Origin of the sequence: Quadrisphaera sp. RL12-1S (assembly GCF_014270065.1) — a bacterium.
Taxonomy (GTDB): domain Bacteria; phylum Actinomycetota; class Actinomycetes; order Actinomycetales; family Quadrisphaeraceae; genus Quadrisphaera.
Genome location: NZ_JACNME010000007.1, coordinates 37,101 through 50,193, shown reverse-complemented (window position 1 = coordinate 50,193; position 13,093 = coordinate 37,101). Strand labels below are relative to the sequence as shown.

Genomic DNA, 13,093 nt, shown 5'->3' with positions numbered 1-13,093 from the left:
AACGGTGGAGCACCGCGCAGTGTTCCGCCAACCGGGAACGGATGTCGGCAGTGCGGCGCTAGCAGGCGGTGACCGGATCATCAGCGGAGCGTGGTCGAGGACGTGGAGGGCAGTCGCGTGACGGGCGTGGGGCGGCCGACGGCGCTGCTGGTGGCGGTCGGGGTCGTCGCCGTGGAGGTGCTGGCGCTGGCCGCCGTGGTCGTCTTCTACGGCGTCGAGCTGGGCAGGGGCGCGGCTGCGCTCCCCACCGGCGCCGTGGCCACCGCCGTCGTGGCCACGGCGCTCGCTGTCGGGCTGGCGCTGTGCGCCCGGGCGCTGCTGGCCGGGCGCCGCTGGGGTCGGGCGCCCCTGCTGACCTGGCAGCTGTTCCAGGTGGTGCTCACCGCCCCGCTGGTCACCGGACCGCTGTGGCCGGTGGCGGTGGCGTTCGTGCTGCTGGCGGTCGCCGCGGGCGTGTGCCTCGCCTCGCGCCCGGTGTCGGTGTGGGTCGGCGACGACGAGTCACCGGGACCGCCGGTCCACTGACCGGCTCGCGCAGGACCGTCCAGGCGGTCAGGCCTCGGAGCCGTCGCCGCCCAGCTCGGCGCGCATGGTCGCCAGCGTCCGGGAGAGCAGCCGGGACACGTGCATCTGGGAGATGCCGACCTCCTCGGCGATCTGCGACTGCGACATCCCCCGCACGAAGCGCAGCGCGATGATCCGCCGCTCCCGGGCGGGCAGCCGCGCCAGCAGGGGACGCAGCGCCTCCCGGTCCTCGACCACCTTGAGCGCCTCGTCGTCCGTGGCCAGCCAGGCGCCGGGGGCGTCGACCTCGCCGGTGTCCAGCGGCACCGTGGTGTACGCCCCGGCCGACTCCATGCCCTCCAGCACGGCGTCCTCGTCCACCTGGGCGCGCTCGGCCAGCTCGGCGACGGTGGGCGCGCGGCCCAGCTCCTGCGTGAGGTCCGTACGCGCGTCGGCGAGGGCGCGCGAGAGCTCCTGCAGCCGGCGCGGCACGCGCACCGCCCACCCGCGGTCGCGGAAGTGGCGCCGGATCTCCCCGAGCACGGTCGGCACCGCGAACGCCGAGAAGGGCACGCCGCGCTCGGGGTCGTAGCGGTCCACGGCCTTGAGCAGGCCGATGGTGCCCACCTGCACCAGGTCGTCCATGGGCTCGCCGCGGTCGGCGTAGCGCCGGGCGAGGTGGCGCACCAGCGGCAGGTGGGACTCCACCACCTGGTGGCGCAGCGCGGTGCGCCGCGGGTCGTCCTCGGGCAGGCGCGACAGCTCCAGCAGCGCGGGCGGCAGGTCCGGGTGGGGGCCCGGGTTCTGCTCGGGCACGGTGGCCTGCGCCAGCGAGGAGGGGGAGCCCTCAGGGCCCTGCGCGCTCACAGCGGGTCCGCGCTACCCGCGCCCGGGCCCGTCGTGGCGCAGGCGGATCCAGTGGCGCCCCGCCTCGTCGCGGCCGGTCTCCAGCCCGTGGACCAGCGCCTCCAGCACCGCCCAGGCGAAGCTGTCGCGGGTCGGCAGGGTCTGAGCGGGGCCGCTGACCTCGACCTGCATCCCCGGGGCCACGAGGTCGAAGCGGGCGGTGAGGACGGGGGCACCGGCGTCGCGTGCCGCACCCGGCTCCACGGCGTGCAGGTCGGGGGAGCCGTCCAGCGCCTGCGGGCCCAGCACCAGCGCGCAGGCCTCGTCGACGGCGATGCGGAGGTCCTCGATCTCGTCGATCGTGAGGTCCAGGCGCGCGGCCAGCCCCGCCGTCGCCGTGCGCAGCACGGACAGGTACTCCGGGGCCGCGGGCACCACCAGCTCGACGCGGTCACCCGTCGGTGCCGCGTCCGCTGGCCCGGGCACCGGGCCGCCGCCGGCGGCCGTGCGCCGGTCTGCTGGAGCTGTCACGTCGTCGCCTCCTCGGGTCGGCTCGCGCAGCCCGTGGCGGCACCGCGTCGTGGTCGGTCGTGGTCGTTGCAGGTCGGTCGTGCTCGGTGGTGTCGTCGTCGCGCAGCCGTCAGACGGCCGTCACGTCGTCGAGGCGGTCATCGTCGCACCCGCCCGCGGGCGCGCGCAGGTGGGCCGCACCACCCGGCGCAGCCCCCGCTGCGACGGTCCGGCGCGGCGGTCCGGCGCATCAGCGCGCCGGACCCTCCGGCACGGTGCCGGCCGCGGCGAGCGCCTCCAGCTCCGGGCCCGCCAGGCGCCAGCGCGTCCACTCCTCCAGCGGCTGGGCGCCGATGGCGGTGTAGACGGCCTGCGCGGGGGTGTTCCAGTCCAGCACCGACCACTCCAGGCGCCGGTGGCCGCTGGCCACGGCCTCGGCGGCGAGCGCGGACAGCAGGGCCCGCCCCAGCCCCAGACCGCGGTGCTGCGGCTTGACGAAGAGGTCCTCCAGCCAGGTGCCGTGGCGGCCGGTCCAGGTGGAGTACGTGGTGAAGGAGATGGCGGTGCCCGCGACCACCCACGCCTCGCCCTCGTAGACCTCCGCCACCAGGGCCCGCACCCGCGGGTCGGGGCCGAAGAGGGCGGCGCGCAGGTCCTCCGGGGTGGCCTCCACGGCGTCGGGCTCGCGCTCGTAGAGCGCCAGCTGCCGGATCAGCGCGTCGATGGCCTCGACGTCCGCCGGTCCCGCCCAGCGGACCCTGGTCCTCGGTGCCACGTGCTCGTCCCTCCGTGCTGGTGCTGTCGTGCTGGTCATCTGCCACTGGTCTTCTCGTGCCGCAGCCGTGATCGTCTCGCACCGCGGCGGACGGCCGTGCGGGTGGTCTGCCCCCGGTGAGCCGCCCGTGGGTGGCACCGTAGAGGTCGTGCAGCAGCCGGGTGGCGCCCCCACCGACGCTCCCACCGACGCCCCCGCCGAGAGCCCCGCAGAGCGCCCTGGCGCCGCTGCTCCGCGGCAGACCGGGAGCCGCCCGCGAGCCACCGCCCCGCGCGCGCTGGCGCTGGTGGTGGTAACCGCCCTGGTGGTGACCGCGCTGGCCACCGCGCTGCCGGGGGCCGCGGGCCTGGCGGGGACCGTGCCGCTGGCTCAGCTGCTGCCGTTCCGCGGCGTCCTCGCGGTCGGCCTGCTCGTCTCGGCCGGCCTCGTGCTCGCGCTGCGCGCCCTCGCCCGGCTCGTGCTCCGGCATCGCGGTCCGCGCCGCGGTCGGCGCCGCGGTCCGCGCCGTCGTCCAAGCGCCACCGCGGTGCTGGCCGCCGGGCTGGTGCTGGCCGCCGCTGTCCACGCGGGCGTGCTCGTGGCCCGCGGGGTGCTGCCTGAGGCGCCGCCCGCGGGCGGTGCGGACCTCGTGGTCCTCAGCCTCAACACCGAGCACGGGGGAGCGGACGCCCAGCAGGTGGCGGTGGCGGTGGCGGCTGCGGGGGCGGACGTCGTGGTGCTCCCGGAGACACCCGCCACCACCGCGCAGCAGGTGGTGTCCTTGCTGGGCGAGCAGGGGCGCGGGTACAGCGCCTCCACGGCCACCACCTCGCCGGACCCGACGCACGCGACCAGCCTGCTCGTGGCCGACCGGCTCGGGACGCCGGCTGCCGCGCCGGCCCCCGCCGTGGAGCTCGCCGCCGTGGCCGCGTCCGCGCCGACCCTGCCCGGCCCCGTGGTGGCCGTCCACCCGGTCGCTCCCGTCCCGCAGGACGGGATGGTCCAGCGGTGGCGCTCCGACGTCCCCCGCGCCGTCGCGGCCTGCACAGCGGCACCGGGTGCCGTGGTCGCCGGCGACTTCAACGCCACCCTGGACCACCCCGGTCTGCGCGACCTCGGGCCCTGCGTGGACGCGGCCGCTGCCGCCGGCGCCGGGGGCCTGGGCACGTGGCCCTCCACGGTGCCGCAGCTGCTGGCCGCCCCGATCGACCACGTGCTCGTCGACGGGCGCACCTGGCGGGTGCTGTCCGCGCAGGTGGTCACCGTGGGCGCCACGGACCACCGGGGCCTCGTGGTGCACCTGGCCCGTCGCTGAGCACCTGCTGAGGGCTCACGGCTGCGCGAGCTGGACGACGACGAGCGCGCCCGCCCTCACCAGGCCCGCCCGCCCCGCCGGCCCGCTGCGCACGACCGGCGGCCTAGCGCCGAGCAGCTCCGCGTCCCCCGGGACGAGCGGGTGCAGGAGCAGGCCGGTGCGGTGGCGCCGCAGGGCCGCCGCCACCCCGCGGTGCGACGGCAGCAGGCCGCTGGTCCCCGCCGCCACCAGCGCGCACGCGGGTCCGTCGCCGTCAGCGAGGTCGAGCAGCAGGGCCTCCAGGGGGCTGCCGAGCAGCACCTCGGCGTCGTCGACGAGCACCAGCGGGACCTGCTCGGGACCGGCGTCGTCAGCAGGGGTCGCCGCCGCCAGAGCCGCCAGGAGGGCCCGCCCGGCCGCTGCGTCCGACCCGCGCACCACGACGGAGCCGGGGAGGTCGTGAGCCACCTCCCCGGGCAGCGGCTGCCGGGGCCGCACGAGCACGCACGGGCGCCCGGTGGCGGCGGCCTGCACCGCCAGCAGGTGCAGCGCGCTCGACCGCCCCGACCCCGCGGGCCCGACCACCAGGGCCCCGGCTCCGGAGGGCAGCGGCAGGTGCACCGCGTCCGCGCGCAGACCGCCGACCCCCACGGTGAGCGACGACCGGTCCGCGCCCGACCCCGCGGCACCCGGTGAGGCGCCGCCGGTCTCGCCGGGCAGGGCGCGCAGCGCGGTGAGCGGCAGGTGGTCCGGCAGCGCGGGCACCCGGTCGACGGCACCGGGACCGCGGTCGCGCTCCCCGCTCGGTGCAGGCTGCGCCGTCTCGTCCGGCTGCGACCTCTCGTCCGTCGGTGACGCGTGCGCTGGGAGCGCCAGGTCCAGCAGCGGCAGCTGGCACTCCCGCAGGGGGCCGGGACGCAGCCGCAGCGCTCGCCCCGGCGGCCAGTGGACCGGGGTCGCGGACGAGGGGACACCGGCCAGCACCGCGGCGCTGCGGTCGGCGGGCGCCAGGAGCAGCACCTCGCGGACGGCCGCCAGCGCCCGGGAGGACAGCGCCGCCGCGTCGCACGCCAGCACCACGGGGGCACCCGCGGCGACCAGCCCGGCGAGCAGGTCGGCGGCGGCCTCGGCCTCGTGCCGCTGGCCGCGGGCGGCCCGCCCCGCCAGCACGCGGTCGGCGCCGTCCACCAGGAGCAGCGGCAGCCCGTCCCGGTGCGCGCCGGCCCGGTCGCGGACCACGTCGGTGAGGTGCTGCAGCACCCGGACGAGGTGCTCGCCGTCGTCGGGGTCCACGACGGCTGCCACCTGCGGCAGCGCCGCCAGCCCCGTCAGCCCGGGCAGCTCGGTCCGGTCGCCCACCAGGTGCACCGCGCGGGTGCTCGCGGCCGCCAGCCACCGCAGCAGGGAGGTGCGCCCCGAGCCCGGCCCGCCGCACACCGCCAGCGGAGCGGTCCCGCTCCAGCGCAGCACGCGCTGGGCGGGGAGCTCGGGCTCGTCGAGGAGCCCCAGCGGCAGTCCACCGCCCCCGCCGTCCTCACCGTCCTCACCGTCCTCGCAGCCTGGGACGTCGCGGGGGTGGCCCCAGGGCAGGAGGTCCGGCAGGGCCGGCATCCAGGGGGCACCGCTGCGCGGGACGTCCCGGCCGCGCGCGGCCTCGCGCAGCGCAGCCACCAGCAGCGGCACCTCGTCCACAGCGCCCGCGCCCGCTCCGGCGCCGTCCGCCGGACCACCCGCAGCCCCCACCAGCACCCGGACCGGCCGAGGCGGGTGGCGCACCAGCGAGGCCACCTGCACGCGCTCCAGGTCGCGGCCGCCGCAGCGCACCAGCGCCGCCCCCGGACGGTCCGGAGGCAGGTGGGCCGCGCCCGGGTCGTCCAGGACGTCGACCGAGTCCGGAGCGTCGCGCACCCGCAGCGCGACGCGCAGGTTGGTGTTGGCCCGCGCGTCCGCGCTGACCGCGCCCGCCGGGCGCTGCGTGGCCAGCACGAGGTGCACGCCGAGCGACCGACCGACCGCGGCCAGGCGCACCAGCCCCGGCACCAGGTCGGGCACCTCGTCCACGAGGACCCTCACCTCGTCAACCACCACCAGCAGCCGCGGCAGCAGGCGCGCACCGTTCGGCCGCAAACGCAGCAGCTCGGCGCGGTCCACCGCGCCGTGCTCGGCGAGCACGCGCTCGCGGCGGCGCACCTCCGCGGTGAGGGAGGTCAGCGCCCGCTGGGCCAGGTGCTCGTCGAGGTCGGTCACGGACCCGACGAGGTGGGGGAGCCCCCTCAGCCGACCGGCCGTGGCGCCGCCCTTGTAGTCCACGAGCACCACGGACAGCTCCTCCGGGGGCAGCACCACCGCCAGAGCGAGCAGCCACGCCACGAGCAGCGAGCTCTTGCCCGCGCCCGTCGTGCCCGCCACGAGGGCGTGCGGACCGTCCCGGTCGAGATCGAGCATCCAGGGGACGCCCCCGGGCAGCGCTCCCACCGGCACGGCCGCGGCCGCGCCGCGGCGGGCGTCCCAGTGGCGGGTGAGCGAGCGCGGGTCCAGCGGGTCAGCGCCCGTGGCCGCGGCGAGCAGGGCGGTCAGCGGCGGCGCCGCCACCTCACCGCCCCGGTCGGCGTCGTGGGTGCGCAGCGGGGCGAGGGCGCGGGCGACCCGCTCGGCGCGCTCGGGCGTGAGGAGGTCGACCACGAGGGGCCTGGCGGCGCCCGCGGCCGACCAGACGGCACGTCCGCCCGCGTCCACCCGCAGGACGGCGTCCGCGCCGTCGAGCGCTCGCTCGTCGGCGCCGTCGGTGAGGACGACGACGGTGGTGCCCGCACCGTCGTCGGGAGCGGTCGCCGGCGGGACCGCGCCGGCGTCGCCGAGGCCGTCCACGACGCGCACGTGCACCCGGGACGGCGGGGACGGCGACGGGACCGCGGGCGCAGGGCCGGAGCAGGTCACGTGGGGCAGCCACCGCCCCCACCCCCACGCGCGGGAGACGCCGCCGGTGGTGGCGGTCTCCAGGCGCAGGGCCAGACGGTGGGGCGGGTGCAGCACGGCGAGCTGGCACACGAGGGCCCGCGCGGCGGAGCGCGCCGCCTCCGCGTCTCCGAGGACGACCACGCGCCGCAGCCCCGCGAGGTCCACGACCACCGGTCCGGCGGCGTGCTCGAGCCGTTCCCCGTCGGCGTCCTCCGCCACCGCCGACCCGCTCGCACCGCCCGCACCGCCACCGGACCGGTCGTCGGCGGCGGGCTGGCGCACCACCACCCGGCTCGGGACGGGACCGGTGCCCAGGCGGACCCGGAGACCGGCCTCGGCACCCACCGACTCGGACACCGACTCGGACACCGACGGGGACACCGACGGGGACACCTCCCCGGACGGCCCCGACCAGAGCGGCCAGAGCCGCCCCTCGGCCAGGTCGGGCAGCGCACCGGCGGCGGGGTGCAGGCGCTCCAGGGTGGCCCGCTCCACGGCCAGCGCCCGGTCCGCGCGGGCGGCCGCGCGGTGGAGGCCGTGGCGGTGGTCCTCCAGGGCGCGCCGGTGCTCGCGACGCCGGCGCCGCCGGTCGACGGCCGCGGTGACCAGGGCGACCAGCGGTCCCGTCCCGGCCAGCAGCAGTGCGATCGGTGACCACAGGACCGCCAGGGGCACCGCCACCAGCGCGGGCACCAGCACCGCGGCCCAGGCCACCGGGGTCGCGGGGCGCGGGACCGGCGGCGCCGGGAGCTCGACCTCCACCGGCTCCGGGGGCTGGGGGACCGCCGCGGCCGCGGCGGACGTCCTCACGTCCAGGCCGCCGGTCCCGTCCGGGACGACGGGGGCGGGGCGCCTCCCCTCATCGGCGCGCGGGGGAGCCAGCTCCAGCACGCCGGACCCCACCTGCAGCAGCGCTCCGAATGGCAGGGCGGTCCACGCGTCGGTCAGCGACCGGCCGTCGAGCACTGCTCCGCCGCCCGGTGCGGCGGCTCGCACCCGGGTCCCCGCCGGGGTGCGGTCCAGCTCGACGTGGCGCCGCGAGGTGGCGGGGTCGGTCAGCGGGACCAGCGATCCCGGTCCGCGGCCGAGGAAGGAGCGCCCGAGCGGCACGGGGGCAGCGGCGCCCGCGTCCGGGCCTGAGAGCACCCGCAGCGCGCCCGACGGCGTCGCGCGCACCCCGGGCCGGATCCCGGCCCCCGCGGCGTCCAGCACCAGCTGCGCGCCGCGCAGCAGCGGTGGTGCCCCCAGCGGAGCGTCCTCGTCCACGGGGGTCAGCCCGACCAGGGCGCTGGCCGTGGCTCGGGGCGGCAGCCCCGCCGTGGCCGCGAGGTCGAGGAGCACCCGGCCCAGCCGGGTGCCGGGGGGTGCCTCCACCACGACGTCGGTGCCGGGAGCGGCGCACCCGGCACCGCGGACGGTCATCTCCAGGCGCACCCGATGACCCTGCCGCGCCGGGGCGGGTCCGCGCTGGCGCCGGGTCCCGCCCTGTGGACGACCGGACCGCGGGGCGCTCAGCGGCCGGTCCGCTTCGCGGGGTGCCTCCCGTTTCGCGCCGCCCTGTCCCGGTCGCGACCGGTTCGACCGGGTACGTGGTGATCATGTGACTACTCTCTGTGATCAACAGTCGTCTCTCGGTCGGGGGACGCCCAGACCGGATCATGGTCGTCACCCAGACGCCAGCACCGCCCGCGCGGCCCCGCCTAGCGTCGGCAGCACGCCGTCCTCGAGAGCCGTGGGCTCCCCTGGGCGGCGCCGTGCTGCCGACGGCGGCGACGGGTCGTCGAGCGGGAGGAGGGACGGGCGTGGAGGCCACCGCGATCGTCGAAGACGAGGTCCGCGAGCTGGTGCGCCGGCGCGCGCTGGACCCCACGGCCGACGCCGAGGTGGTGCGCCGCCTCGTGGAGGAGGTCGTCGCCGACTACGACGAGCGCTCCCTGCAGGGCGTGCTGCCCGGCCTGACCGACCGCAGCGGCACCGTGCGCGCCGTCGTCGACGCCGTCGCCGGGTTCGGTCCGCTGCAGGCGCACCTCGACGACCCCGAGGTCGAGGAGATCTGGATCAACGAGCCCGGGAAGGTGTTCGTGGCTCGCGGCGGCCGTTCCGAGCTCACCACGACGATCCTCACCGAGAGCGCAGTCCACGACCTCGTCGAGCGGATGCTGCGCACCACCGGCCGCCGCCTCGACCTCAGCTCCCCGTTCGTCGACGCCGCCCTGCCGTCGGGGGCCCGCCTGCACGTGGCCATCCCCGACGTCACCCGCCGCCACTGGGCGGTGAACATCCGCAAGTTCGTGGTGAAGGCCTCCCGCACCGAGCACCTCGTCCAGCTGGGCACCCTCACCGCCAGCTGCGCCGCCTTCCTGGACGCCGCCGTCGCCTCCGGGCTGAACGTGCTCGTCGCGGGAGGCACCCAGGCCGGCAAGACCACGATGCTCAACTGCCTCTCGGCAGCCATCCCCTCCCGCGAGCGCGTCATCACGGTGGAGGAGGTCTTCGAGCTGGCCTTCGCCGGCCGGGACGTGGTGGGTCTGCAGTGCCGCCAGCCCAGCCTGGAGGGCACCGGGGAGATCACGCTGCGGCGGCTGGTCAAGGAGGCGCTGCGGATGCGCCCCGACCGGCTCGTGGTCGGCGAGGTGCGCCAGGCGGAGAGCCTGGACCTGCTCATCGCGCTCAACTCGGGGCTTCCCGGCATGGCCACCGTGCACGCCAACAGCGCCCGCGAGGCCGTGACCAAGCTCTGCACGCTGCCGCTGCTGGCGGGTCCCAACGTCACCGCGGACTTCGTCGTCCCCACGGTCGCCTCCGCGGTGGACCTCGTGGTGCACGTGGCGCTGGAGGCCGACGGCCGCCGCCGCGTCCGCGAGGTGCTCGCCGTGCCCGGGCGCGTCGAGGGCGGCGTCATCGAGACCGGCACCGTCTTCGGCACCGTGCTCGACGGCGGGAGCCCGCGCCTCGTGCGCGGCACCGGGACCGCCCCGCACGAGGAGCGCTTCGCCCGCGCCGGCTTCGACCTCGCGGCGCTGCTGCGCACGGAGGCCTGAGTGGGCGCCCTGACCGGCCTGCTGCTGGGCGCAGGCCTCTTCTGCGCCTGGTGGGCCTGCTGGGTGGAGGACACCGCCGACGACGACGCGGTCGGCGCCCGTCCCGGGCTGCGCGCCCGCGGCGAGGACCTGCTGGCGGCGGCTGGCCTGGCCGGGCTGCCGCTGGCGTCGCTGGTGGCCGCCTGCGTCGCGACCGCGCTGGCCGTGGCGGTGGCCGCCCTGCTGGTGTCCGGCTCCTCAGTGCTGGCGCTGGCGCTCGGGGCCGGGGCCTCCTGGGGGCCGGTGGCCTTCCTGCGCGGCCGCGCCCGCAGCCGCGCCGCCGCCGTGCGGGAGCTGTGGCCCGACGCCGTCGACCACCTCGCCTCCGGCGTGCGCGCCGGCCTGTCCCTGCCCGAGGCCCTCGCCGCGCTCGCGGTGCACGGCCCGGAGCCGCTGCGGCCGGCGTTCGCCGACTTCGCCGACGACCACCGCGCCACCGGCCGCTTCCTGCCCGCCCTGGACCGGCTCAAGGACGCCCTGGCCGACCCGGTGGCCGACCGCGTGGTGGAGGCGCTGCGCCTGACCCGCGAGGTGGGCGGCAGCGACCTCGGCCGCGTGCTGCGCTCCCTGTCCGCGTTCCTGCGCGACGACGCCCGCACCCGCGGTGAGCTGCTCGCGCGGCAGAGCTGGACCGTGGCCACCGCCCGCCTCGCCGTCGCCGCGCCGTGGGTGGTGCTGGTCCTGCTGTGCACCCGGCCCGGCACGGTGGACGCCTTCCGCGAGCCGGCGGGAGCGCTGGTCATCGGCGCGGGGGCGGTGTGCTGCGTGCTGGCCTACGCCATCATGCGTCGCGTCAGCCGGCTGCCCGAGGACGAGCGGGTGCTCCGATGAGCGGGCTGACCGGGCTGGCCGGGCTGACCGGGCTGACCGGGCTGACCGGGCTGGCCGGGCTGAGTCCGCTGGGCGCCGGGCTGGGCCTGGTCGCCGGGGCCGGCCTGTGGCTGGCGCTCCTCGGCGTCCCGGCGTGGGCCCGTCCCTCGCTGGACGCGCGCCTGGCCCCCCACCTGGCGGACCGTCCGCGCGGCTCCCGGCTGCTCGCCCCCGGGCGGGCTCCCGCCGGTGCGCTGGCCCGCCTCCTGGGCACCTCACCCGGTGGGCTCCTGGCGCCGCTGGCCCGCGCCGCGGCACGCCGCTCGCCCAGCACCGCCGCCGTCTCCCGCCGCCTCCTGCAGGCCGGCAGCGCCACCACCGTGGAGCACTACCGCGCCGAGCAGGTCGTGTGGGGAGCGCTCGGCGCAGCGGCGGGACTGCTGGCGGCGCTCGCCGTCGTCGCCCGCGGTGGACCGCTGCTGGCCGCGGCGCTGCTCGTGCCGGTGGGCGCCGCGGGCGGGGTGCTGGGCCGCGACCAGGCGCTCGGCCGCGCCGTCCGCCAGCGCGAGGAGCGCCTCCTGTCCGAGCTGCCCACCGTCGCGGAGCTGCTGGCCCTCGCCGTCGGCGCCGGGGAGGGCGCCGTCGGCGCTCTCGACCGGGTCTCGCGCAGCTGCCGCGGCGAGCTGGCCGGAGAGCTGCGCACCACCCTCGCCGACGCCCGCGCCGGCACGCCCCTGGTGGCGGCGCTCGCGCGGATGGGGGAGCGCACCTCCGCGGCCCCGCTGACCCGCTTCGTGGACGGCATCGCCGTGGCCGTCGAGCGCGGCTCGCCGCTGGCCGACGTGCTCGCGGCGCAGGCCCAGGACGTGCGCCAGCTGGCCCGCCGCCGGCTCGTGGAGGCCGGCGGCCGCAAGGAGCTGTCGATGATCATCCCGGTGGTGTTCCTCGTGCTCCCGGTGACCGTCCTCTTCGCCGTCTACCCCGGTCTGGCCGTGCTGCGCCTGTCCCCGTGACCCCGCCCGCCCCGCAGCCGCCCGCCCCGCTCCAGCTGCTCCACCTGCTCCACGCGACCCGACAGCCCTGACCACCACCGAGAACCCGGAGGACCCGATGTCCCGTCTCACCGCCCTGCTCCTGACCGCCACCACCGCCCTGGGCGCGCTGCTCGTGCCGGCGAGCCTCGGCGACCGGACCGAGGCCGAGCGCGGTGACGTGCCCGGCTGGGTGCTCGTCACGGTCATGACCGCGGGCATCGTGGTGGGGCTCGCCGCGGTGGCCCAGCCGCTCCTGGTCCAGATGTTCCAGAGCGCCGTCTCCGCTGTGACGGTCAAGTGACGCTGGCCCCCGCTGCCCCGGCACGGGACCGCTGGGCCCCGCGCGGGGACGCCGGCGCGGCGGTCGCCGAGAGCGTCATGGTGATGGCGCTGGTCTCGGTGCTCTTCGCGAGCCTGCTGCAGCTGGGGCTGGCCCTGCACCTGCGGGGCACCCTCGTCGACTGCGTGGGGGAGGGCGCCCGGTTCGGGGCGCTGGCGGACAGGACCCCGGCCGACGGCGCGCAGCGCGCCCGCGAGCTCATCGGCGCGTCCCTGCCCGCCTCCTACGCCGACGACGTGACCGCCGCCGACGTCCACCAGGGCGGCCTCGACGTGGTCGAGGTCACCGCCACGGTCCCGCTGCCGCTGGTCGGCTGGTTCGGCGGCGGCACCATGACGGTGCGCGGACACGGCCTGGTGGAGGTGCTGCCGTGAGGCGGCTGCGCCGGAGCGCCGCGGCCCTGCGCAGCGCCGCAGCGCGCGGGCCCGGAGGTGACGCGGGCAGCGCGTCGGTGGAGTTCATCGTGCTGGCGCTGCTCCTGCTGGTCCCCGTCGCCTACCTGGTGGTCACCCTCGCCCGGCTGCAGGCCGGCGCGTACGCCGCCGCAGCCGGCTCCCGCGCCGCGGCGCGGGCCTACGTCACGTCCGCCGCGGCGGCCGCAGCGCCCGGGCGTGCCGAGGCGGCCCTCGACCTGGCCCTCACCGACCAGGGCTTCACCCCCGCCGACGCCACCGCCACCACCTCCTGCGAGGCGGCGGCGTGCTTCGCGCCCGACGCCGCCGTCGTCGTGACCGTCCGGGTGGACGTGCCGCTGCCGTTCGTCCCGCCGCTGCTGCGCTCCGCCGTGCCCACGAGGGTGCCCGTGGAGGCCACCGGCACAGCGGTGGTGGACAGGTTCTCCTCGCTGGGGGCGACGACGACGACGGCGGCCCGCCGATGAGGCGGCGCCTCGCGGCCCGGCGTCTCACGGTTCGGCGTCTGTCTGCTCGGCGTCTGTCTGCGCGGGGCGACGAGGGCTCGGTC

The 13,093-nt window shown here is 78.4% G+C and carries 12 protein-coding genes; 8 read left to right on the top strand and 4 right to left on the bottom strand.

Translation table 11 applies throughout. The features are described 5' to 3' along the window. Nucleotides 1–90: 90 nt before the first annotated feature. Nucleotides 91–525 (top strand): hypothetical protein, encoded by a 435-nt coding sequence (locus tag H7K62_RS14085; RefSeq protein WP_186719327.1) that lies wholly within the window; start codon nt 91–93, stop codon nt 523–525. 27 nt (nt 526–552) lie between these two features. Here H7K62_RS14085 and H7K62_RS14080 read toward each other — a convergent pair whose 3' ends face one another. From H7K62_RS14080 to H7K62_RS14070, 3 genes are all read right to left on the bottom strand, one after another. Then, nucleotides 553–1,371: a SigB/SigF/SigG family RNA polymerase sigma factor gene (locus H7K62_RS14080; protein WP_186719325.1), complete on the bottom strand. Its 819-nt coding sequence runs from the start codon at nt 1,369–1,371 to the stop codon at nt 553–555. A 12-nt stretch (nt 1,372–1,383) separates the two neighbouring features. Further along, a complete protein-coding gene (locus H7K62_RS14075; RefSeq protein WP_370591788.1) occupies nt 1,384–1,836 on the bottom strand; it encodes an ATP-binding protein in 453 nt (150 codons plus the stop codon). 274 nt (nt 1,837–2,110) lie between these two features. Continuing rightward, entirely contained in the window at nt 2,111–2,635 is a 525-nt protein-coding gene (locus tag H7K62_RS14070; RefSeq protein WP_222437615.1) for a GNAT family N-acetyltransferase, read from the bottom strand. Nucleotides 2,636–2,783: 148 nt separating this feature from the next. Between H7K62_RS14070 and H7K62_RS14065 the strand changes: the two genes are divergently transcribed. Further along, nucleotides 2,784–3,929: an endonuclease/exonuclease/phosphatase family protein gene (locus H7K62_RS14065; RefSeq protein ID WP_222437614.1), complete on the top strand. Its 1,146-nt coding sequence runs from the start codon at nt 2,784–2,786 to the stop codon at nt 3,927–3,929. A 15-nt stretch (nt 3,930–3,944) separates the two neighbouring features. Here the strand turns inward: H7K62_RS14065 and H7K62_RS14060 are convergent, their stop codons facing one another. Then, nucleotides 3,945–8,300, bottom strand: a complete 4,356-nt coding sequence (locus H7K62_RS14060) for an FtsK/SpoIIIE domain-containing protein (protein WP_186719317.1) — start codon at nt 8,298–8,300, stop codon at nt 3,945–3,947. Nucleotides 8,301–8,668: 368 nt separating this feature from the next. On the opposite strand from H7K62_RS14060, the gene H7K62_RS14055 reads away from it, so the two are divergent. The 6 genes from H7K62_RS14055 (at nt 8,669) to H7K62_RS14030 (ending at nt 13,010) form a co-directional block, all read left to right on the top strand. Then, a complete protein-coding gene (locus tag H7K62_RS14055; RefSeq protein ID WP_370591780.1) occupies nt 8,669–9,907 on the top strand; it encodes a CpaF family protein in 1,239 nt (412 codons plus the stop codon). Beyond that, entirely contained in the window at nt 9,908–10,777 is an 870-nt protein-coding gene (locus tag H7K62_RS14050) for a type II secretion system F family protein (protein ID WP_186719307.1), read from the top strand. After that, entirely contained in the window at nt 10,774–11,769 is a 996-nt protein-coding gene (locus H7K62_RS14045; protein ID WP_186719305.1) for a type II secretion system F family protein, read from the top strand. The genes H7K62_RS14050 and H7K62_RS14045 overlap by 4 nt, the downstream gene beginning before the upstream one ends. 97 nt (nt 11,770–11,866) lie before the next feature. Continuing rightward, nucleotides 11,867–12,091, top strand: coding sequence for a hypothetical protein (locus H7K62_RS14040; RefSeq protein WP_222437653.1), 225 nt, complete (start codon nt 11,867–11,869; stop codon nt 12,089–12,091). Next, on the top strand, nt 12,088–12,504 hold the full coding sequence (locus H7K62_RS14035; RefSeq protein ID WP_222437613.1) for a hypothetical protein: 417 nt from the start codon (nt 12,088–12,090) through the stop codon (nt 12,502–12,504). The genes H7K62_RS14040 and H7K62_RS14035 overlap by 4 nt, the downstream gene beginning before the upstream one ends. Further along, nucleotides 12,501–13,010 carry a pilus assembly protein gene (locus H7K62_RS14030; RefSeq protein ID WP_370591779.1) on the top strand — a complete coding sequence of 170 codons (510 nt, stop codon included), beginning with the start codon at nt 12,501–12,503 and terminating at the stop codon, nt 13,008–13,010. The genes H7K62_RS14035 and H7K62_RS14030 overlap by 4 nt, the downstream gene beginning before the upstream one ends. Nucleotides 13,011–13,093 lie beyond the last annotated feature (83 nt).